This window comes from Sutcliffiella cohnii (assembly GCF_002250055.1).
Lineage (GTDB): Bacteria > Bacillota > Bacilli > Bacillales > Bacillaceae_I > Sutcliffiella > Sutcliffiella cohnii.
In genome coordinates, this window is record NZ_CP018866.1 from 1,597,576 (window position 1) to 1,618,866 (window position 21,291).

At 34.7% G+C, this 21,291-nt stretch carries 31 protein-coding genes; 24 read left to right on the forward strand and 7 right to left on the reverse strand.

The window, feature by feature from the left end:
• Positions 1-20: 20 nt before the first annotated feature.
• Positions 21-650 carry a homoserine/threonine efflux transporter gene (locus tag BC6307_RS07615; RefSeq protein WP_066416969.1) on the reverse strand — a complete coding sequence of 210 codons (630 nt, stop codon included), beginning with the start codon at positions 648-650 and terminating at the stop codon, positions 21-23.
• A 141-nt stretch (positions 651-791) separates the two neighbouring features.
• Between BC6307_RS07615 and BC6307_RS07620 the strand changes: the two genes are divergently transcribed.
• From BC6307_RS07620 to BC6307_RS07645, 7 genes are all read left to right on the forward strand, one after another.
• Positions 792-1,619 (forward strand): TrmB family transcriptional regulator, encoded by an 828-nt coding sequence (locus tag BC6307_RS07620; protein ID WP_066416972.1) that lies wholly within the window; start codon positions 792-794, stop codon positions 1,617-1,619.
• Between the two features lie 115 nt (positions 1,620-1,734).
• Positions 1,735-2,292 carry a hypothetical protein gene (locus BC6307_RS07625; protein ID WP_066416974.1) on the forward strand — a complete coding sequence of 186 codons (558 nt, stop codon included), beginning with the start codon at positions 1,735-1,737 and terminating at the stop codon, positions 2,290-2,292.
• Positions 2,293-2,396: 104 nt separating this feature from the next.
• Entirely contained in the window at positions 2,397-2,642 is a 246-nt protein-coding gene (locus tag BC6307_RS07630) for a hypothetical protein (protein ID WP_066416975.1), read from the forward strand.
• A gap of 56 nt (positions 2,643-2,698) precedes the next feature.
• Complete coding sequence (locus BC6307_RS07635; RefSeq protein WP_235858150.1) at positions 2,699-2,935, forward strand: CPCC family cysteine-rich protein; 237 nt, start codon at positions 2,699-2,701, stop codon at positions 2,933-2,935.
• 210 nt (positions 2,936-3,145) lie between these two features.
• Positions 3,146-3,310, forward strand: a complete 165-nt coding sequence (locus tag BC6307_RS24740; RefSeq protein WP_157076659.1) for a hypothetical protein — start codon at positions 3,146-3,148, stop codon at positions 3,308-3,310.
• A gap of 72 nt (positions 3,311-3,382) precedes the next feature.
• Positions 3,383-3,697: a hypothetical protein gene (locus tag BC6307_RS07640; protein ID WP_174522376.1), complete on the forward strand. Its 315-nt coding sequence runs from the start codon at positions 3,383-3,385 to the stop codon at positions 3,695-3,697.
• A 73-nt stretch (positions 3,698-3,770) separates the two neighbouring features.
• A complete protein-coding gene (locus BC6307_RS07645) occupies positions 3,771-4,184 on the forward strand; it encodes a hypothetical protein (RefSeq protein ID WP_066416976.1) in 414 nt (137 codons plus the stop codon).
• Between the two features lie 90 nt (positions 4,185-4,274).
• On the opposite strand, the gene BC6307_RS07650 is transcribed toward BC6307_RS07645, so the two are convergent.
• Complete coding sequence (locus tag BC6307_RS07650; protein WP_066416977.1) at positions 4,275-5,219, reverse strand: DUF2268 domain-containing putative Zn-dependent protease; 945 nt, start codon at positions 5,217-5,219, stop codon at positions 4,275-4,277.
• A 14-nt stretch (positions 5,220-5,233) separates the two neighbouring features.
• The gene (locus BC6307_RS07655; RefSeq protein WP_066416979.1) at positions 5,234-5,428 is read right to left on the reverse strand and encodes a hypothetical protein; all 195 of its coding nucleotides are present in this window, start codon (positions 5,426-5,428) and stop codon (positions 5,234-5,236) included.
• A 505-nt stretch (positions 5,429-5,933) separates the two neighbouring features.
• Between BC6307_RS07655 and BC6307_RS07660 the strand changes: the two genes are divergently transcribed.
• The 10 genes from BC6307_RS07660 (at position 5,934) to BC6307_RS07700 (ending at position 13,042) form a co-directional block, all read left to right on the forward strand.
• The gene (locus tag BC6307_RS07660) at positions 5,934-6,488 is read left to right on the forward strand and encodes a hypothetical protein (RefSeq protein ID WP_066416980.1); all 555 of its coding nucleotides are present in this window, start codon (positions 5,934-5,936) and stop codon (positions 6,486-6,488) included.
• 154 nt (positions 6,489-6,642) lie between these two features.
• Complete coding sequence (locus BC6307_RS25630) at positions 6,643-7,572, forward strand: GNAT family N-acetyltransferase (protein WP_342351655.1); 930 nt, start codon at positions 6,643-6,645, stop codon at positions 7,570-7,572.
• Between the two features lie 38 nt (positions 7,573-7,610).
• Entirely contained in the window at positions 7,611-7,739 is a 129-nt protein-coding gene (locus BC6307_RS25515) for a hypothetical protein (RefSeq protein ID WP_268874252.1), read from the forward strand.
• Positions 7,740-7,842: 103 nt separating this feature from the next.
• Positions 7,843-8,718 carry a GNAT family N-acetyltransferase gene (locus tag BC6307_RS07670; protein WP_066411664.1) on the forward strand — a complete coding sequence of 292 codons (876 nt, stop codon included), beginning with the start codon at positions 7,843-7,845 and terminating at the stop codon, positions 8,716-8,718.
• Positions 8,719-8,852: 134 nt separating this feature from the next.
• The gene (locus tag BC6307_RS07675; protein WP_066411661.1) at positions 8,853-9,725 is read left to right on the forward strand and encodes a GNAT family N-acetyltransferase; all 873 of its coding nucleotides are present in this window, start codon (positions 8,853-8,855) and stop codon (positions 9,723-9,725) included.
• A gap of 136 nt (positions 9,726-9,861) precedes the next feature.
• Entirely contained in the window at positions 9,862-10,338 is a 477-nt protein-coding gene (locus BC6307_RS07680) for a GNAT family N-acetyltransferase (RefSeq protein ID WP_066411659.1), read from the forward strand.
• Positions 10,339-10,491: 153 nt separating this feature from the next.
• Positions 10,492-10,824, forward strand: coding sequence for an ASCH domain-containing protein (locus BC6307_RS07685; RefSeq protein WP_425319497.1), 333 nt, complete (start codon positions 10,492-10,494; stop codon positions 10,822-10,824).
• Between the two features lie 43 nt (positions 10,825-10,867).
• Positions 10,868-11,329 carry a DUF4362 domain-containing protein gene (locus tag BC6307_RS07690; protein WP_066411656.1) on the forward strand — a complete coding sequence of 154 codons (462 nt, stop codon included), beginning with the start codon at positions 10,868-10,870 and terminating at the stop codon, positions 11,327-11,329.
• A gap of 293 nt (positions 11,330-11,622) precedes the next feature.
• Positions 11,623-12,255 (forward strand): CPBP family intramembrane glutamic endopeptidase, encoded by a 633-nt coding sequence (locus tag BC6307_RS07695; RefSeq protein WP_066411654.1) that lies wholly within the window; start codon positions 11,623-11,625, stop codon positions 12,253-12,255.
• A 289-nt stretch (positions 12,256-12,544) separates the two neighbouring features.
• Positions 12,545-13,042 carry a GNAT family N-acetyltransferase gene (locus BC6307_RS07700; RefSeq protein ID WP_084380143.1) on the forward strand — a complete coding sequence of 166 codons (498 nt, stop codon included), beginning with the start codon at positions 12,545-12,547 and terminating at the stop codon, positions 13,040-13,042.
• Here the strand turns inward: BC6307_RS07700 and BC6307_RS07705 are convergent.
• A complete protein-coding gene (locus BC6307_RS07705; RefSeq protein WP_066411652.1) occupies positions 13,022-13,624 on the reverse strand; it encodes a phosphatase PAP2 family protein in 603 nt (200 codons plus the stop codon). The genes BC6307_RS07700 and BC6307_RS07705 overlap by 21 nt on opposite strands.
• 177 nt (positions 13,625-13,801) lie before the next feature.
• Here BC6307_RS07705 and BC6307_RS07710 point away from each other — a divergent pair, with 177 nt between their 5' ends.
• Complete coding sequence (locus tag BC6307_RS07710) at positions 13,802-14,806, forward strand: DUF3231 family protein (protein WP_066411649.1); 1,005 nt, start codon at positions 13,802-13,804, stop codon at positions 14,804-14,806.
• A 41-nt stretch (positions 14,807-14,847) separates the two neighbouring features.
• Here BC6307_RS07710 and kynA read toward each other — a convergent pair whose 3' ends face one another.
• From kynA to kynU, 3 genes are read right to left on the reverse strand one after another with little or no spacing between them, the layout of a single operon-like run.
• Positions 14,848-15,693 (reverse strand): tryptophan 2,3-dioxygenase, encoded by an 846-nt coding sequence (gene kynA, locus BC6307_RS07715; protein ID WP_066411647.1) that lies wholly within the window; start codon positions 15,691-15,693, stop codon positions 14,848-14,850.
• 2 nt (positions 15,694-15,695) lie between these two features.
• Positions 15,696-16,325, reverse strand: a complete 630-nt coding sequence (gene kynB / locus BC6307_RS07720) for an arylformamidase (protein WP_066411645.1) — start codon at positions 16,323-16,325, stop codon at positions 15,696-15,698.
• A complete protein-coding gene (gene kynU, locus BC6307_RS07725; protein WP_066411644.1) occupies positions 16,325-17,611 on the reverse strand; it encodes a kynureninase in 1,287 nt (428 codons plus the stop codon). The genes kynB and kynU overlap by 1 nt, the downstream gene beginning before the upstream one ends.
• Positions 17,612-17,760: 149 nt before the next feature.
• Between kynU and BC6307_RS07730 the strand changes: the two genes are divergently transcribed.
• From BC6307_RS07730 to BC6307_RS07755, 6 genes are all read left to right on the forward strand, one after another.
• Complete coding sequence (locus BC6307_RS07730) at positions 17,761-18,369, forward strand: TetR/AcrR family transcriptional regulator (RefSeq protein WP_066411642.1); 609 nt, start codon at positions 17,761-17,763, stop codon at positions 18,367-18,369.
• Between the two features lie 223 nt (positions 18,370-18,592).
• A complete protein-coding gene (locus BC6307_RS07735; RefSeq protein ID WP_066411639.1) occupies positions 18,593-19,060 on the forward strand; it encodes an NUDIX hydrolase in 468 nt (155 codons plus the stop codon).
• Positions 19,061-19,107: 47 nt separating this feature from the next.
• A complete protein-coding gene (locus BC6307_RS07740; RefSeq protein WP_066411637.1) occupies positions 19,108-19,497 on the forward strand; it encodes an NUDIX hydrolase in 390 nt (129 codons plus the stop codon).
• A 39-nt stretch (positions 19,498-19,536) separates the two neighbouring features.
• Complete coding sequence (locus BC6307_RS07745) at positions 19,537-20,037, forward strand: NUDIX domain-containing protein (RefSeq protein ID WP_066411635.1); 501 nt, start codon at positions 19,537-19,539, stop codon at positions 20,035-20,037.
• Positions 20,038-20,128: 91 nt separating this feature from the next.
• The gene (locus BC6307_RS07750) at positions 20,129-20,776 is read left to right on the forward strand and encodes a hypothetical protein (RefSeq protein WP_066411633.1); all 648 of its coding nucleotides are present in this window, start codon (positions 20,129-20,131) and stop codon (positions 20,774-20,776) included.
• 57 nt (positions 20,777-20,833) lie between these two features.
• A complete protein-coding gene (locus BC6307_RS07755) occupies positions 20,834-21,223 on the forward strand; it encodes a hypothetical protein (RefSeq protein ID WP_066411631.1) in 390 nt (129 codons plus the stop codon).
• The last annotated feature ends 68 nt before the right edge of the window (positions 21,224-21,291 follow it).

The window sequence follows — 21,291 nt, forward strand, 5'->3', positions numbered from 1 at the left end:
TTATTTATTTTATCCGGACCTTATATTCCAGTTTTAACCCCAAACCCTACTAAAATTAACCCAGTAGACTTTTGGAAGACTTTCTGGAATTTGGCGTTGTTTAACAATTTCTTTGCGTAATCAATGACATAAACAAGGGTTAGAAACCATAAAACAGCGAGGAACGTAAGGATGGATGCTAACACAATCAGTTGCTGATTTACATTTTCGTTCAAATTGACAAATTGAGGCATGACAGTTATATAAACTAAAACAGTCTTTGGATTTAGTACATTGCTTAGTAACGCCTGCATAAAGGATTCTTTATTGTGTCGACTTGAAGAAGTGGTTGGAGTGTTCGCTTGTGCTTTAATTTCTTCTAAAGAAAGCGAGCTTTTAGCAAAAAAGCTTTTTATTCCTAAATAAATTAAGTAGGCTGCTCCTAAGTATTTAATGGTACTAAATAGAATGACAGATTTAGCAATAACAACTGATAAACCAAGAATTGCAATAAGCGTCCAAAAAGTAAGGCCTGTTGCCATTCCAAGTACAGTATAACGTCCAGCTTTCGGACCGTAGCTAAGCGTATTTTTTACGAGAAGCATCGTATCTGCTCCTGGTATAACGACCATCATTGCAGCAATCGATATGTATGTTAGTAAACTATCCATGTTGTTTCTCCCTTCTTTATTCGTTAGTGACTACTTATGTAACTACTGGATTGAGTATATCAGAATAGTTTGGAATTTTGCAATAGTTTTTGATAAAATAATAGTTACTAAGGTAGCAACTATTTTTATGCAGGAGGGTTTATGAAAGAATCCATTTTCGCAACGTTAAAGAATTTAAATTTTACAGAATATGAAGCAAAAGCGTATTTGAGCCTTTTGGAGGAATCTCCATTAACGGGATATGCAGTAGCGAAAAATTCTGGTGTACCACGATCCAAAATATATGAAGTGCTAGATAGTCTCACGATGCGGGGAGATATTCTCGTTAGTCCAGGAAATACGCCACAGTATACTCCTGTTCCAGCAAAAGAGCTCATTAAAAATCGCCGCAAGCAAGCGGAAGAGAATTTTGAACTAGCAGAAAAATCATTAGCGGAATTCGAGCAATCAGCAAATGACCGTGAAAATATATGGAATATCACTGGGAGCGGTGCAATTCTTGATAAGGTAAAAGAAAGTATATTATCTGCAAAGAAAAGAATTCTCCTAGAGGTTTGGAAAGAGGAATTTGAAGAACTGGAGCCTGAACTAAGAGCGGCAGCAGAAAAGGGGATTAACGTAACCATTATCGCTTATGGAGAAATCTCCTCTGACTTTGCGAATGTGTACCTACATTATATGGGACAAGATATTACAGAAGAATATGGTGGACGCTGGCTTGTTATTAGTGCAGATGATTCCGAAGTAGTTGCCGGTATTGTCTCGTTAGGGAAAGATAGTCGCGCAGCATGGACAAGGCATGTAGGGCTAGTCATGCCAATTACGGAATTTGTCATTCACGATTTATATCTTATGGAAATAATGAAGGAGCATAGAGAAATTTTAGAAGGAAGTTTCGGGGAAAACCTCGTGAACTTACGGCGTAAATTTTCCATACACCCAGATTTTAAAAAGCATTATGTAAAATAATGATGTTGAAGAACAAGTATTGCTGAATCTTGTTCTTTTTCTATTTGTATTAAATGCAGAAAATTCGAAACTTATTTATAACGCCAACGTATTAATTAAAAGGGAGGGATGTGTTATGAAAAAGAACTATGAAAGAAAGCATTATTTTATTGTAAGTACTATTACTTTAATAGTGTTATCTCCACTAATTATCTGGTTACTTCCTTATACTGTTCAAAGAGTTCTTTTTGATATGAGTACTACAGAATCTGCTTGGATGATAGAAACACCAAGTATTACATATCGATTTTTTATGATAGCTTGGTTGTTTTTATTAATAGGTTCAGTTACAGCATACTTTTATTACAAGCGAAAAATAGCCATCATTTTTAGTTGTACCGTTTTGGCGGCATGTTTTATGTATTTTGGATTAAAACCAATTACAGTCTTAAATTCAGCTGGATTTATTTTTGTGGATTCTCCTTTTGAAAATCAAGTTAAATACAGTTGGGAAGATGTAGAGAAAGTATATTTAATAATAGATGATACAACTAAAGAGCAAAGCCTTGAATTCCATTATAAAGATAATGAAATATTCATGCTTACTAATAGGAATGATGTACAAAATATGAGGTCTATTCTTTTAAATATAAGTAAAACTTACGAATTTCCGTTTACCACGAAAGAAAACTAAGTAATCCTTGAAATCATTCCGGAAGCTTTGGGACGTAATATCGTTTTCATAATAGTAAAAAAATTCCGAACTTTTTACGGACAAACAAAATGGGGGTGAGTGGAATGACAAAGAGAGGAGCCGGGGTTGCTTTTATTGCAATTTCTGCATTTTTAATATCTTCCAAATATATAAGTGCTTCAATCTTCGGTTCGGGAGTTCTTAGTTGGGACAAATCTTTATATGAAGCGATGTTATATTACGTTGGCGACACTTTAAGTAATTTTAGTTTATTAGCTTTTATTATAGGGCTTGCATACATCGTCTGGGGAGAGTTTGAGGACTGGAAGAGCAAAAATAATAATAATTAAGTATTAGAGTGTTTCTCTTCAAGAGGGGAAATGCTTTAATTTTTGTAGAGAAGAGATTGTACTTACTTAGAGATATACTTCAAACAAATACATATGAAATATGTGAAATTTGCTTTTGGGAAGACGATGGATACCAATACAAATATCCTGATGAAACGGGTGCCAACTATGTATCCTTTAGAAAGGCCCAACAAAATTTTCTAAAATTTTGGGCTAAAGGTGAAAGAAGCTTACAATTTGGTAGATCTCCTAATAAATCTGATATAAAAGATCATAATTGGAAACCGTTATAATTCAACAAGCCCTAAATAGGAATGAATGCGAGGTTTCTTGAAGGTTAGTAATCTTAAAGAATTTTGTCTCAGAAGTGACAAACCTAGATGTACGACTAAGAAACTAGTCAATGGACGAGAAATGAATTTTTGCATATTTTGTCGAAACTCTTCCAATTGCTACAATGTTGTTTAATAATTAATTAAGACTACATAAAGGAGTTTTTTTAAGTGATCCCAATCGAGTTAATTGTGCAAGAACTTAAACGATTGGTGAGTGATTATTATAATTGTGACGATCCAATCCTTAAAGAATCTATTCATTCTGATATCGAGCTACTTAATGATGCTTTATTTCTGAGTGATTTGCCAGATGATAGTATGAGTGAATATTAATAGTGTCATTGTTCAATGAAAGTCAACAATCATTTTGTTGGCTTTTTTCAAAATAAAGAAAGAGGGAGATACATGGATATTAGTATTTCTAGTATAATTCTTAGCATCATTTTGTTAATCCCCTTATATGGTGTATTAATATGGACGTATATAGAACCTGAGGAAAGCTTATTATTCGGAAAAAGATGGATGTACAACGGGGAAATAGAACCGTCTACAAAAGCTATCCGTTATACAAAATTTTCTACGATGACAGTAATGATCGGACTTCCAATAGTCATATTTAGTTTTCTTACAAAAATATACATACTAAGATTAAGTATAGTAGTGTTGTTTGTGGTATTAGTAATCGGAGCTATAAATATACTAAACAAGGAAGACGAGTAACCTCGAACAACGGGAAAGTAATAGCAAATGAAAAGTCGCCTTGTTCCAGCAAATGCTTGAAAGGGGTAATTTTATGAGCAAAAGTATATCAAGTATGATAGTTCTAGCTATTTTTTTTGCTTTAGTATTAGGAGGATGTGCATTTACTAAAAATCCTGTGTTAAAAGGTGGCTATCAAAGTGAACATGTAAATGGCTATGTTGTTCAACTTTCATTTCAACCTATCGATAATAGTTTTATTCAATACATTGATAACAGGGAAGTAGATAAAGGAACGTACGAGCAATTAGACAACGGTGTATATAAAATTAATGGAGAAATTCAACAATTTGAAATTACATTAAATAGTGATGATTCCTTTGAAATTATCGTAAAAAAACTAAATGATGGTAAACCAATTACATTGGAAAATATTGATAAAACACCTGTTTACTTTTCTCCAAAATTTGATGATGTAGAAGAGTATAGATCCTTAATTGAAGAATAAACCACTTATCTATCCCGTAAGTATGTAAGGACTTTACAATGTAAAGTCCTACCGTTGTTGTTTACTATGCTTAAATAGGAAAATCCAAATCTATCTAAAACGATCCACATAATTACTTTTTTCTAAGATCTCTTCCGGTGATAGTGCTGTCCATTCCTCAATCGTTGCATCGGGATTATTCTCCAAAAAGTCTTGCATTATATTAAATCCAATAGCATAACCGTAAAGTCTCGGAAATCCTCCTCCTCCAAATATCACTTGTTGATTATATTCGTAGTTAGTTGAATCCGATTCTCTCTCAATTTTATTCCAGTTCGCTTCTTCTTGTTGTGGCGATACGGTGAAAATACTTGCCTCTGGATAAAGGATACGTTTAAAACTTTCCGCTCGACCTTCAAATATTAAATAATCTAATAGTGTCATAGGTTCACCTGAATAATGTTCATCTGTCCAAACGCTGTGATGGTATTCGTGTGCCACTGTACCGGCTAAGGTATTTTCTGTATTATAAAATTGTTTGTTATAAAAGATGACGATCTTCCCTGCCCCTACATTTAATGCTACACCACCAGCGTTTTGATTGTAGGGAAGGATACAAACTGTAGTATCAGGACCTGGGAGTATGTCAGATGATTTCTTCAATGCTGCTTGCACAACTACTTCAAGATTGGCATTCATCATTTCATTAACAATTCTTTTTGTGTCGTGTATGTTAGTGGGAGGATTTTGTATGTAGTTGTTCATTAAATCTAGATATTCACCATCTTTAAAACACTTGTCCCAGGATGGGAGAAACACAGTTTCTAAATACAAGAACCGCAAATTTGTATCTTCTATTTCACTTTTTTCAATGTACTCATGGAAATTCTCATATAGCGGGATAATTTCGAAAGTCTGCTCGAAAGTTTCATGGGCAACAGTAAAAACGCCTTCACTTACTTCTACTTCTTCTTTTATTTCTGTATCAACAGTTTCCTCGCAAGCTGAAAGCAACAAAACGAACATGAATATCACTACATAGTTTACTATTTTCATTATCTAACTCCTTGCTAGAATTTTAGTAAGCCCATAATAAGAAAAAATATCCCAAAAGCCTTTAGTATCGGTACAATAATTTGCCAAGTGTCCAACGGTGCACCTGTTATTTTTGTTACTATTTTATTTAAGGTAAACGCTAGAACTAAAAGTGAAAGGGAAATGATAAACATTGTTTCTACTGGAATGGAAATAATCAGATAACCCATTTAGCTTCCTCCCATATTTTGTCTTATTAAAATAATAATACATTAGGAAGTTTTTGTAAAATCGCAATAGTGTTTATTTTGAGAAAACTAAACCGATTTTGTTGTTTATTATCATGTAAATTGGTAAACTATTATTTGTAAGATTTTGGATGTTTTAGAAATGTCGTTAGGAATATATAGTTGGACGCGTTTGAGGCGTGAATAGAAGTGGAATAAATCGGAGGTGTTAACCAGGTATGCTTAATTGGTGGTATAGGATTAGTTTTATCATTTTAGGATTTTTATCCTTTTTCACTGGAGAAATTGTGACTTTTTTTATGTTATGGTTTATTTTTTTAGGTTTGACTAGTATTAACATAACTTTAAAGAAGATATATGTTCAAAACAATGAAAAGTTAAAACAGGAGTAGAAAGAATAGAATACATATCTTGACCTAAATTTTTTAATAGAATTGGAGTAACTTTTAATCTTTGAATGCGTCAAAGGTTAAAGGGGGAAATTGATATGAATAACGTTCATAAGAACATATTGCACTTTTCAATTCTTATTATTATTTTAATATTTATTCCGGGTTGTAATACGCTGCAAGATAACAACAGTGAAGAGGTGCTAGAGGAATTTCATATGATGCAAGATAACAATAATGAAGTGATGCCAGAGGACTTTCACTTCAGTCTTACTTATGGAACATATGGAAAACAAAAAATAGATACTTTTCAAGATATTGTTGTGAAAGACCTTGTGGAGGATGGGACCATCGAGGCTAATATTTCACTCACTTCGGACGAAAAACAAGCAATATATGATGAGATGATGAAGATAGGTGTCATGAATGAGTTGGAGCTTGAAAAAGAAGAGGGGTGTGAAACGGAGCCTCCTTCCATTTCTCAGTGGTACATTCAAATGAATGGAGAAACGAAAAGCTTTTCCTACATGAGTTTTTGTGATTATACGGAAGATGCTTTGGCATTAGTGAAACTAGAAGACTACATTCATAAGGTAGTATCTTCAAAAGAGGAATATAGGGATTTGCCCGAATCGAACGGGTATTATGAGTGACTCTGTTGAATCTAGAGTAGAGGGATTTTCAATATCAGAACGAGAACAGGCACCGATCTTAGCAGGATTAGTGCCTGTTTTTGTTGAATTAGTATCGAATTAATAATAAATGGGGGATTTGCATTGATGTTTAGTGCAGAAAAGGTTGTTGTACTTGGAACTTTTCGTATGTCTGAACGAACAGCAAAGGGGTTTTGAAGAGAAAGTTATAAAAAACGAAGATTACTTAACAACTTTTCAAATTTACTTAACAGCATTAGAAAATTACTTAACAACTTCGCAAATTTACTTAACAGCAATGGAAAATTACTTAACAACTTTTCAAATTTACTTAACAGCATTAGAAAATTACTTAACAACTTCGCAAATTTACTTAACAGCAATGGAAAATTACTTAACAACTTCGCAAATATATTTAACAACATCCGAAAATTACTTAACAACCGTTAAAATTGTGAGGTTATTCAACTTAAGTATTTTAATAAAGGAGAGAACTATTATGGAAATAACACCAGTAGTACTATCAGGAGATAGAGTAAAGATACAACCTATGGAACTTCATCACGTACAGGAGTTGTTTGAGGCGGGGAACAATCCTAATATATGGGCATACATGTCAATGAATGTTCGATCGATTGAAGATATGAAAAATCTTGTGACGGGAGCACTTCAAGCGAGAGAGCAAGGAAGTGAATTCCCTTTTGTTATCATCGATAAGGATTCGGGGGAAATTGTGGGAAGCACTCGTTTTCTTAACATTTCCATACCAAACCGTAACTTGGAAATTGGGTGGACGTGGCTGTCTCCAACTGTTTGGCGAACTAGAATTAATACAGAATGCAAATATCTTCTATTGAAACACTGCTTTGAAACACTTGGTACCATTCGTGTTCAAATCAAAACAGACAGTCGAAATGTTAGGTCACAACAAGCAATTGAGCGGATTGGTGGGGTTAAAGAAGGGGTACATCGAAATCATATGATTATGCATGACGGGTATTTTAGAGACACTGTGTTTTACAGTATAATTGACAAAGAATGGTTGCAAGTGAAGAGCAATTTGGAGAGTATGTTGGAGTTGTAAGTTCATGCAATTAAAAAATAATATTAGGGGGAAAAATCGTGGATTGGTATTGGGTTCTGGCAGCATTCGCCCTTGCTTCAGGAGCGTTTTATAGCGCATATGAAGCGGAAAAAAGGTCGAAAACATTAGAGAAAAGAGTGAAAGAATTAGAAGATAAAATCAAGTGATGGTTGTGATAAATGGTGAGTTTCTTCAAGAAGTAGAACCCAAGTTTACCATTAACTGTTGAAGTAATAGAGAACTACGAATCACAAACTGGGGGATTAGGTCATGACAAAAATAGAACTAATGAAAGATTCCGAAGTTGATATTGTTGCTAGTTTCATATCAGAACTGAACAGTATCGAACAATCTCATATTGGATATTGTGGCAAAGATCGGTTAGAAATTGCCCATTCAATAAGAGAAGACATCACAGATATTGCTTATAATAACAGCTTTTTGACTGTGTATGATGAAGGCGAATTAATTGGTGTTATAGGATTTGATTCGGATCTTGAGAGTAATAGTGCTGAAGTATGGGGACCTTTTATTAAGGAAGACAAGTGGAACATTGTTAATAGCTTATGGAAGAGAATGATAGAATTACTTCCTGATGAAATAAACTCTATTAGTATGTTTCCAAATAAAGAAAATAAACAAGTTCTTCAGCTTGCGAAAGAGCTATCATTTAATAAACATAGTGATCAAACGATATTGAATTATAACCGCAGTAGAGTGAAGGAATTAGAAGAGATTCCTATGTTAGAACTAGGGGAAAGGTTTTACACAGAAATGAAACAGCTGCATGATCAATCTTTTCCTAATACTTATTATAGCGGTCAACAAATTATTAACCGACTAAATGATGATAGGAAAGTATTCGTAATCGAAAATGACGGTCAATTATCCGGTTATATTTATGTAGAAGCAGAGCCAGACTATGGAGAAGCGAGTATTGAATTTTTTGCTGTTCATGAAAGTGAGAGGGGAAAAGGAATAGGGCAAAAACTATTAACTGTTGCTTTAAAATGGCTTTTCACTATTGAAAGCATCGAATCTATTAATCTTTGCGTCAATTCTAGCAATCAAACTGCTATAAATCTATATAAAAAAGTTGGATTTCAACAAACACATGAATTATGTTTTTTCACTAAGAATTTATGAGTTTTCTAACGGAGAGCATTATTTTCGGTAGGAGTAGAGCTTTTTATCTTATAGTGTATTCATAAAATATACTTTATTAATTGAAATTTTACATAGGATTATTAAAAAGCTGTTCGTAAGAAGGAGAAACTTTAATGGCCACATACAACAAACCAATATTAGAATTAGTCCAATTTGATAAATGTGATGTTCCAGGATTAATCGAGCTGTCTGCATCAGTTGGATGGGATTATGATGAAAAAGAAATTGGGACTGTTTTGTCGTCAGGTAAAATATTTGGACATAAAAATGCGGAAGGAAAAATTGTTTCTAGTGCTGCATTAATTCCTTATGATAGTTCTCTAGCTTCAATTGGTATGGTTATTGTTAATAAAGAATTTAGAGGTTTTGGGTTAGGAAAAGAGACTACGAAGAAATGTATAGAAAGTGTTTCTAAAGACACTACTATTATGCTAATTGCAACAGAAGAAGGAAAACCCCTCTATGAGAAAATGGGCTTTCATACTGTTGATTCTGTTCATAAATATATATGTGAGAACTATATAACTATTTCCAAACCGATGAATAACAGTGCTGTTATCATGGAAGATTTTAGTGGAGTCGATATGAATGAAATACTAAAGCTAGATGAGAACGCCTTTGGAGACAGAAGAAGCCGTTTTCTTATGAATAGAATAAAACAATCAGAAAAGTGTTTAGTTGTAAAAGATAATAATGGAACAATAGTGGGATATGGACTTTCTATTTTAGGACCAGTTAATCTCCTATTAGGTCCTATTGTAGCACCAGACCTCCAAACTGCATCATTATTAATAGATAAATTGTCTTCAAAGCATCATGGGAAACTAAGAATTGATGTCCCATCAGGTAATGAGGAGTTTATGTTGCTACTTGAGAAAAGTGGATTTGTTAATGTAAGTCAACCACCAATAATGGTACTCAATTCTGTTAATATGCCACCTAGAAACAAGACATTATACGGAATTGCTGCGCAAATTTTTGGGTAGTTTGTGAAATCTACCAGGGTGCGAAAACTTAACAGTGGTATTCACCTTTTCTTGTTGAAGCGAGGTAGATTAGAGATGTGTTATGTACTTATGCAGACGTATGTTCTTAGGTTAGTTTGAAAATAGGAGGGATAAAATGGAGAAAATCGATTACTTGGAATTAAGACATTTTTCAGATGAATATATGGATACTTTGAATTCTTTTCGACTTCCTGAAGAGCAAGTTCAATTCACGTCGTTGCCAATTAATTATAAGGTAGTAACAGAGGGCCAGCAAAGGATCGTTATACTTAATGATAAGGAACCAGTTGGATTCTTCTTATTGCATTCAACTGAAAGAGTGAAAGAATACTCAGACAATCCCAAAGCTATGTTACTAACAGCATTATCTATAGACCAGACTCAACAAGGAAAAGGTTATGCGAAGAAAGCAATGTTGTTACTAAGGGATTTTATTGCGAATGAATTTCCAAATTGTAAAGAAATCGTATTAGCGGTTAATCACAGAAATATAGCTGCTCAACAACTATATTTGAAAGTTGGATTTCGGGATACGGGAATTAGAAGAATTGGTCCTATTGGTGAACAGTTCATATTGAGTTTAGTATTTTAAATTCTCCAGCTCCAAATCAATCAAAGAAGGAAGTTTTATTTCTTTACAAAAATCTATATAAAACTGTTTCAGCGAACAAATGAATTATGTTTTTTTAGTAAAATTTTTAGAGTATGCAGAAGAGGGAAGGGGGAAGTGAGAGTGATACATCAAATGGGGTTGTACGGAGAGTATTTTCAATCAATTAAAGAGGGTAAGAAGAAGATTGAAGTACGTTTAAACGATGAGAAAAGAAGAAAGATAAAAGTTGGAGATACGATTGAATTTACTAGAGTTCCTGAACAAGATGAAACATTACAAGCACAAGTTGTGAATCTGAAAATATACGATTCGTTTCAAGCGATGTATGAAGATATTCCTTTTCAAGATTTTGATTGTGAAGGTTGGACAATGCAAGAAATGATGGATGGTACATATGAGATATATACACCAGAGCAAGAAAAAAATTGGGGAGCTTTAGCTATTGCGATAAAATATAAGGACTAATACAACTTTTTTACGAGACTAATCGAAAAAGAGGTGATTGACCTTGAAAACAATAAACGTTTTTCTCGTTTTATTTCTTGGGCTTCTATTTATATCTGGTTGTACGGGTGAACAAAAGTCAACAGATATTTATATGTATCCTGATAATATTCCCCTTCCATATATTAAAGTTCCAGAAGATATAGTTGATATACATGGTGAGCTAGAAAATAAAGAAAGATTTGATGAATTTTTTCTAAATGTAGAACAAGGGATAGAGGATAGTATCAGAGTTGTTAGGTATACAACTGAAGGTGCTCCTATACTTTATGATTATGATTTTGATAAAGAAGCAATAAAGGTGAAAATTGACTCAACAAGAGATGGTTTTGGTCAAAAAGAAATTATTCATACAACTTGTAGTGCCATTAAAGTAGATGAAACTTCAAGCAGGACTAGTTACAACCTTAAAAGATGTATCCCTAAAATAGAAGACAACACAATTTTAATTATTGAACATAAGTGATTTTTATAACCCTATAAATAATAAAGGCGATCAGAATGGATCGTCTTTTCCATTCTTAAACTGTTTTTGATATAAAAAAGAACTGTTGTAAAGAAAGGAAAGGACTATTTTTCAAGTTTGAAAAATTAGTAAAAAGTGAATAGGAATTTTATGTTAAAATTGTTATGCTGTTATATTTTTTGGAGTGATGTTAATGCGATCTATCATATCAAAACGTCAATAACTTCCACATTCGTTTAAAACGGAGGTTGCAAAGATTATCACGATTTGTTGTTTTATTTTAAGGGGGAAAAATGGATACATTAAAAGGTAAAAATATTATATATTTCATTTTATTACATTACTTGATATTGGCTTTTGCATTTTGGACACCTTTATTTGAGGGGTTTTATTCAAATATTATCGCATTTGTCCTATTTATTTTTGTCTTAACTCTTTTTAAAGATGTAAGATTAACTATCAGTAAATCCTTTAATCCAATTGTGTTTAAAAAAGGTTCCTTCTATTTAGCATTATTTCTTTGCGTAATATCATTTTACATTTTTGCAGCTATTTACTATGGTAGAGGAATAGACTTAGCTACAACATGGTACTATTTAACTCATCCGCATTACACGGTTCCAGATAGAACATTGTACAAACTAATATTATTTTCTATTGGATTGGTTGTTATTAGACCTATAATGGAAGAAATTATTTACCGTGTTTTAATACAGGGTTACTTACAATCAAAGTTTAATAAATGGATAGCATTATTTGCAACTTCGTTTATTTTTGGGATAATGCATTTCGACAACATGATACACCCTGGTATTCACGGGCTAGTTTATGGTTTTTTGAATATGAAATTCAAATCAATATATCCCTCACTAGTACTACATATGCTTTGGAACCTTTATGCATTATTTTACTTTAATTACATTTAAAAGAATTAAATTTTGAAAAAATAGTTCAAAGGTTCATAGACAACAACCTCGATGTTCCTATTGATGAGTAGACAAGCCACAAACTTAACGATTTTGTACTAGGGTATTTCATAGCTATGGGAGGGAAAGTAAATGTGGGTATTGATGCTGATTGTTATTATTGGAATAAGTACAATTATTAGTTTGTTAAGAGAGCATTCAAAACAAAATAAGAGAATTATAGAACTACTGGAAGAAAAAAATAAACAATAGTGTTCAACCGATGGATAGGAGAGGGGGTATAGAGAGTATGATTTCTTTTAGAAATGTTCAATCTACAGACTTAGAACAGTTGTTAAAGATTGAGAACGAAGGGTTTTCGAAAGAAGAAGCTGCCACGAGAGAAGCTTTTGTGGAGAGGATTCGTTTAATATCTGATACATTCATTGTCGCAGAAAAGGCAGGGGAAATCATAGGTTATATTAATGGACCTGTCATTAATAAGCCTTACATAACTGATGACCTTTTTGCGAAAATCAAACAGAATCCGAATAGAGGAGGATTTCAGAGTGTATTAGGAATAGCTGTTTCCAAGAAGGTCAGGAAACAAGGAATTGCTAAAATGTTGATGGGGAAAATGGGAGAACTGGTAGAAGAATATGAAAGGGAAGGCATCACGTTAACGTGTAAAGGCGAATTAGTTTCTTTCTATGAGAAATTAGGTTTTGTTAACCATGGCATGAGTAAATCACAACATGGGGGAACACAATGGTACAACATGGTTAAGTTAAGAGAGAGTGTGGGGTGATTGTTTCATCCTCGTTCTCTTATAATAGTGTATCGCTAAAAGAGTTATGGCTAAGCCTAAACCGAACCCTCCAAGGAAATCTGTGAAATAATGTGCCTTTTCCACCACGCGACTTATTCCAATTAATATCGATAGCAATATTCCAATTGCATAGATATAATATTTGTGCCTTTTATAACCTCCCACTTCCACAATCATATAGCAAGTGAGTAAATAAAAAATAACAGCATACATCGCATGGCCACTAATAAAACTAAACCCGTCTTGGCCATGCTCGAACGGGGGACGTTCCCGTTTGACAACCGCTTTTATCCACTCCGTTAAAAATAGAGCTCCGCCAACCGTCATGAATACAGTAATACTTGCAAACATTCTTCTTTTCTTCAGTAGAAAAATAATTAAAATAATTGCCCCAGCAGTAATAAAAGCTCCTCTTCCAAGATAATCAAACCAAACTAGCCACTGAAAAGGCTCTAAAATGGGGAACATTTGATTATCCAGCTCCATCACCCAATCCGTTTTGTAATTAAGTAAGCAAAATACAAATAGTATAATGCCAAAAAAAATTCCCAATTGCACCATAACAAAAAATCCTCCACTTTTCATGCCAAAGTTGTTTTAGTTTCTCTCTTTAATTCAATATTCACTCCATTATTATTGTAATTGCCATTAATTTTAGTTTGAGAAACATTCCATTCAGTATTTCTTATTATGATATAGGGAATTATAAGGAAAATGCTATGAGTGGAATGTGCAAGGATGAGTATGGAAAAACCCAATTTAACTTTAGCTGAAATGGGAAAGCTCTGGGTAACCTATATGGGAAATACAATGGGTAAATGCATCCTTAGTTATTATAGGAGGCATATAGAAGACCCTGATATACAAAGTGTTTTAGAATACGCGTGGACTATTACAAACAACTACATAAAAGAAATAACTCACATTTTCAACGAAGAGAACTTTCCTATCCCGGTTGGTTTTACAGAAGAAGATGTAAATCTTGATGCGCCGAGATTGTTTAAGGATGAGTTTTATCTTTATTATTTGCAATACACTGGAAAAGTTGGAATGAGTATCTATAGTTCGGCAATTTCAGTTGTAACGAGAAAAGATATAAATGAGTTTTATGTTAGATGTCTTCAGGAGACTGTCAAATTGTTGACAATGACAAAAGAAATTTTAACGGCAAAAGGTCTTTTAATGAATGCACCGGGTACCCCTATGCCAGAAGAAGTACAATTTGTGAAAAATAAAAGTTTTTCTAGCGGTGGTTTTTTAGGGAAAAAAAGAGCACCTCATGCATTAGAGGTGGCCCATATATTCGATAATCTAAATAACGATGTTACTAGTAAGGCGCTTATTATTGGCTTTTATCAAGGTACTCAAGATAAAAAGGTAAAAGAGTTTTTAGAACGTGGTAAAAATATTAATAAAAAGCACATTGAGTTACTTACAAATATATTAAATGACAGTGATTTGCCTGCACCAACTTTAATAGATCATTTAGTTACAGACTCAACGACAAAAGTTTTTTCGGATAAAATAATGTTGGCTCACAAAATAGATATGTTTTCAATGAAAATAAGGTCGTATGGAAAAGGATCATCTCTTAATGGAAGAACAGATATCGGTGCGATTTATGCACGTTGTATAGCGGATGTTTCATTATACATTAAATCTGGAGCGGATATTATGATTCAAAATGATTGGATGGAGCAACCGCCAATGGCACCTAATCGAGAAGACTTAGATTTAGGTTAGTTCAGCCCCTCCTTCTTTTAAAAAGGAGGGGAGACTAATAGTTAGATTTCTGTTCGTAAATCCCAAAGTTCTGGGAAGAAACGTTGATCTAATACTTTTTTCAAGTAGTTTACTCCCGAGGAGCCACCAGTCCCTACTTTAAAACCGATAATGCGCTCGACCGTTTTCATGTGACGGAAGCGCCATTGCTGCAACCAATCTTCAATGTCTACAAGCTTTTCTCCAAGTTGGTATAAATTCCAATATTGATTCGTATTTCGGTAAACAGTGAGCCATGCATTGCGAACAGTATCGTCTTCTTTATATGGCTTTGAAAAATCACGTGTGAGTAAGTCAGGATTGATTGGCAGTCCGGCTCTCGCAAGCGCTTGAATTGACACGTCGTATATACTAGGTGCATGGTAAGCTTTCTCCAGCACTTGATGAAGATTGGCGTCTTTTTCGTAAATTTTTAAAATATGACCAGTTTTGTAGCCAAGAGCAAATTCGATTAGACGGTACTGATACGACTGGAATCCTGAAGCTTGCCCAAGTGAATCGCGAAATTCCATATATTCAGAAGGAGTTAAGGTGGAAAGAACATCCCACGCCTGGATAATTTGTGATTGAATTTTAGAGACACGTGCTAGTCGCTTAAACGAAGTCGGAAGGTCATCTGCTTGAATAGATTCAATCGCTGCGTTCGTTTCATGTAATATTAACTTCATCCATAGTTCGCTTACTTGGTGGATGATGATAAAAAGCATTTCATCGTGATGGTCAGATAGACGGTCCTGACTAGAGAGCAAGTCATCTAATTGTAAATATTCTCCGTACGTCATATTGTTTTTAAAATCAGTGTGAATTCCTTTTTCATTAGTAGTTGCTTTATTTTGATAATCAGTCATCGTTACGCCTCCTTCATTGGTCGAATGACAGCACGAACAGGACTTCCATCTGCATCTTTAAGGGCTAAAGGCAAGGCAATCAGTTCGTATTCACCTTCTGCGACACGGTCGAGCATTAGATTTTCTAATATATATATTTGATGGCGGTGTAAAGCATGATGGCCTTCTAATTCTTTACTATCAAGAGCATCCACTGATGGGACGTCGACCCCGATTAGCCGAACGCCTTTTGAACTCAAGTAAGCAGCTCCATCCGCTGTTACATATGGAATGCTGTTTGGAAAATGATTTGGCCGATTAGGGACGGACGTTTTCACAAGCAAGCGGGTAACCCCATCTAAGTCAACTTGGCTAAGGGCAACCTCATCAATTTTTTCAAAGGAAGAGAGATCTACTACACGTGCTTTGCCGATAAAAACATCGAGCTCTAGATCTAAAATTTTCTCCCCATCATTATGAAAATGAAACGGGGCATCAACATGAGTACCCGAGTGGAGACTCATCGTCATTTGCCCAATATTAACGGAGCCTGTTTGTTCCTTTGTATACGTTAGTTTATAACTAAAAGGAGTGTCGCCTGGCCAATGAGCAAGTGTCTCATCCAAAGGCTGCGAAATATCGATCCATTTCATTAGGCAACTACCTCCCGTTCATTTTTAAATTGCATATACCGTTCTTCTACCATTATCGTTTTGAGGATTTGCACGCTATTCCACACTTCCTCAAACGTGTTATAAAGCGCGACAGGTGCTAAGCGAATGCCATTCGGATTACGAAAATCTGGGACAATGCCTTCCGCTTTTAATGCTTTGCAAATTCTCGCCGCTTCTTTGTGCTCTATATAAAGGTGTCCGCCGCGCTTTTCGTCCTCTAGTGGATTTTGTATCGTAAACTCGAAAACTCTTAATTCATGTTGGATTAAGTCCATCATATATTGCGTGAGTTGGAGTGATTTTCTTCGTATGTTTTTTATTCCAGCTTCCGCAAAAATTTCAAGTGAGCCAATGATTGGTGCAACGCTCAATACATGCGGTGTCCCAATTTGGAACGCACCTGCATCCTCTGCTGGAGTTAACGTATGTTCCATGTCAAACTGTTTATCCTTGCGGGAGCTAAACCAACCTGCAAGACCAGGTTTTTGGCCGAGATGTTTTTGATTTACATATAAACCACCAACCCCGCCGGGACCGCCATTCAAATGCTTGTAATTACACCAAAAAGCAAAATCAGCCTCCCAATCACTCAGCTGATGTGGGATGGAGCCGATGGAGTGGCACAAATCAAAGCCAATTACAATTCCTCGCTTATGCGCTTCGGTAGTCAATCGCTTCATATCTAAAATTTGGCCACTTCGGTACAACACACCTGGAAGAAGAATGAGTGCAATTTCTTCGGTCATTGCTTCGATAATGTCGTCTTCTAGTAGCGTATGTCCATCTCGACTCTTTACTTGAATTAAATGCTCTTCAGGATCAAAGCCTTTAAGGAGAAGCTGGCTTTGTAGCGCATAAATATCACTCGGAAAATTCAAATCGTCCGCTAAAATTTTCGTTTTGTTTCCTTGAGGTTGATAGAAGGTACTCACTAATTGATGAAGATTAACGGTTGTTGATCCAGTCACAATCACTTCCTCAGACTTGCCACCAACTAGTGGAGCCATTTTTTGACCAAGCTCTTCTGATAAATAAAACCAAGGATTTTCACCTTGAGTCCAGCCGTCAATACCGAGCTGTTTCCATGATTCTAAAAGGTTTAAAACCGATTTTTCGGCCCGCTTCGATAGCAAACCAAGTGAATTTCCGTCTAAGTATATGCTATTTTCTTTGATGTAAAACTCCTTGCGAAAATGGGCAAGATTATCATGTTGGTCAAGCTGTATGGCATATGCTTTTGTGTAAACGTTGTCATGTTCTTGCATTTACGTTCCTCCTCTTCATGTTTCTCTTATTAATTTGAATTGTATATGCTCGTTGACACTACGTCAATGACATTGTGTCAACTTATTGTAAAACAAGGAAAGACCTTGTAAAATGGGGAGTAATAAGTTGGAAATGGGAGTGTAGAAGAGTGGAGAAAGAACTGTCTGCGAGGGAACGCCAAGCGATCCAAACGCGTGAAAAGCTTCTAAAGGCCGGAAAAGAAATCTTTTTAGAAAATGGCTTTCAAAAAGCGACAATCTCACAAATTATTAAACGCGCTAATACCGGATATGGGACAGCCTATGTGTATTTTAAAAATAAAGATGACCTTCTAATAGTTTTAATGGAAGAAGTGATGGAAAAGTTCTATCAAGTTGCGGAGCGATCCTATCAACCTAGGACGAAGCAAGAAGCCCGTCAACTAATTTCGGAGCAAGTCCGGTTATTTTTAACATGTGCGGTTGAAGAAGAAGCGATGATGAAAGTAGTCAAAGAGGCAATCGGTAGCTCTCCTGAAATCGAGTCACAATGGAACAGTATCCGGGAACGCTTTATCGAAAGGATTTCGGTTGACATTCAGTACGTACAGAATAATGGGTTGGCAGCACCGGCGTTTAAACCGAAGTTAGTAGCTCGCGGCTGGTTCTACGCAAACGAAATGTTCATGTGGGACTATGTTAAGGGAGAGAACGATTACTTGATGGATGATGTGATTACGCATCTTACGAATTTGTATATGGATGGGTTGTATATATAGGGAGCGTGGGGTAGCTATCGCAAATAGAAGGGTGGTTACCGCAAATAAAGGCGTGCTATCGCAAATAAAAGGTGTGGTACCGCAAATAAAGGCGTATTACCGCAAATAAAAATGGATTATCGCAAATAAAGTGATGGCTATCGCAAATAAAAACGTGGTTACCGCAAATTAATGTGTTGTGCGGTGGCTTTTTCCAAGCGAAATAGCTATGAGGAGAATAAAAATGGATTACATAAAACATATTAGATCATTAGTTGGTCAAGAAAAAGTAATTATGGTAGTTGCTGGGGCGTTCGTATTCGATAAAGATAATCGTTTGTTATTACAACAACGGACGGATAGCGGAAGTTGGGGCCTTCCCGGAGGATTTATGGAACTAGGGGAAACGGTACAAGAAACTGCAAGAAGAGAAGTATTCGAGGAAACTGGGCTACGTTTAGGTGAGCTTAATTTATTCGGATTGTATTCAGGTCCTAAATATGAAAAAACCTTTTCTAATGGAGACCAAGTTTATATGGTTCTAGTATTATTTACTTGTAACGATTATGATGGGGAGTTGGTAAAAAGTAACGAAGAGTCTTTGAAAAATACTTTTTTTCCGATTAATAACTTACCTGAAAACCTTTTTGTTGACCATCAGGAATTTTTTGATGATTTACTAGCCAATAAGGAAAAGCCGATTATTAGGTAAAAATGCTAAATAGTTAAAGGGTGGTTTCGATAGAAAGAGTGGTTGATATGAGAGATAGAGGTTCTGCGGTTCTTATCCATAATAAAAAAGTTGCTCTAATTAAAAGAGTAAAAGATGGGTTAACTTATTATGTTTTTCCAGGTGGAGGTATAGAAAAAGGTGAAACACCTGGAGAAGCAACAAAAAGAGAAGCTTATGAAGAGTTAGGCATTAATGTGGTCGTTAATGAATGTATTGCTGAAATTGATTATTTCGGGAAGCAGTATTTCTTTTTATGTGATATCGTTGGTGGAACTTTTGGTACAGGTCAAGCTGAAGAATATATGGATAAGAAGAAAGGTAATTATATTCCTATGTGGGTCGAGGTTGAAGAACTATCATCTATTGATGTTAAACCTAGTGAGGTAGCCGATAAGATACAATACCTGTTCGTTTAATGCATTATTTAACAATTTAAAATGAATCGAGGGATATAGTTGTCAAATAAAAGCTGGAACGATTCATATGTAGGACAAATAAGAAAAATGATCGGTCATCAAAAACTAATCCATCCTTCTGTTCGAGCGATCATTCAAGATGAAGAAGGAAAAGTTCTTTTTATTGAAAGAAAAGGTCAAAATAGATGGGGAATGCCAGCAGGCTCTATGGAACTTGACGAGTCCATTTATGAAACTTTGAAAAGGGAAGTGAAAGAAGAAACAGGTATTAATGTAGTTAGTGCAACACTGATGGCAATATATACTGGCCCTCATAAGTCAATGAAGAATGAATTTGGAGATGAATATCAAATGTTCGAATTTGTGTTTCTAGTTGATGAATGGAAAGGTGAAATTCTAGAGCATTCTGATGAAAGTCAAAATACTGGATTTTTTTCACTAGATAATATCCCTCCATGTTCTAACCAGTTTTGGGAAAACCACCATAAAGAAGTTATAGAGGATTTTAGAAACTTTAATGGTAGTTTGATTTTAAAGTAAATCTATAGAGCTCTGTATAAACTTTAATTAAGATACGAAGTTTACAGGGATTAAGAGAGGGTTTTACGATAGTAACTACTAGGAGGTAAACATGCACCCAATAAATTTAGTAAACGAAGAAAATCAAGTCACACCTAATTACCGCTTGGATGGTAAGGAAATGTACTTTGATGTATATGTTAGTCCTGATAAAGAAGTTTGTGTGCTAGGAAAGTTGGACACTAATTATTTAGTTTGGTGTTCAATTACAACTGTCTTTGATGCAAAGAAGAATGCGTCGCTTTTTGATTTTATTATAGATAATAAATGTAGTTTTGTTTCAAATGAGCATCAAGTGCTAGGAAAACAGTACAATGAGGTAAAGAACTGGCATGTTTTTCGTATATCAAAAAAATTATATAATGGTGAACTACGTTACTACTCGAATGCAAGCTCCCTTTCTTTTTCAACTGGTACAGCCTTCGCAAGTGAGATTCAAGTATTCTATCAACAAGAAAAAGCTAAAAGTGAATTTAGGATAATGAATAAAAAGTATGTTGCTATTTTAAAAGAATATAAGAAAACGTTAGATAATAATAACGATGAAATGTATTACTTAACGGTGAAGCCATTAATTGATGTTATAAGAAGCGAAAGCTATTTAAAGTTATGTCAAGAAGCCAAAGTAAGAGCGTTATATTTAGAACTCTCAGCAAGATGTGATACATTATATAATCGCTATATGACGGCTGTTCGTTAAAGAAGAAAATAGGCCTTTAGGTAAACAACTACGGGAAAAAGAATTAGGAGGTAATGTATGTTAGAGGATCTTATTTATACGTTGTCGATCATTGTATCTATTATGTTTGTGGTCGTTGCTGTTTTTCAAGTACTTCTATCACTTGGTTATCCGATCGGGGAATTTGCTATGGGTGGATATTATAAGGTATTACCGAAAAAATTACGTATTGCCAGTTTGATAAATGCTTTCGTCCTATTATTTATGGGCTTTGTTATTCTACAACATGCTAATGTCATCATTGGTTTTGATTTTTTACCTACGAATATATTACTGTGGGTAATTACAATATTCCTTGGTGTAAATACAATAGCAAATCTTATTTCAAGGAGTAAGAAAGAGAAATTAGTTATGACACCTTTATCAGGCTTTACCTTTTTATTATGTTTGTTAATTGCACTATCATAGGGATTTCCATGGGTACTAGCATTATTAAGTGTGGAAGTGTAACAAAACTGTTACAAATATTACAAACA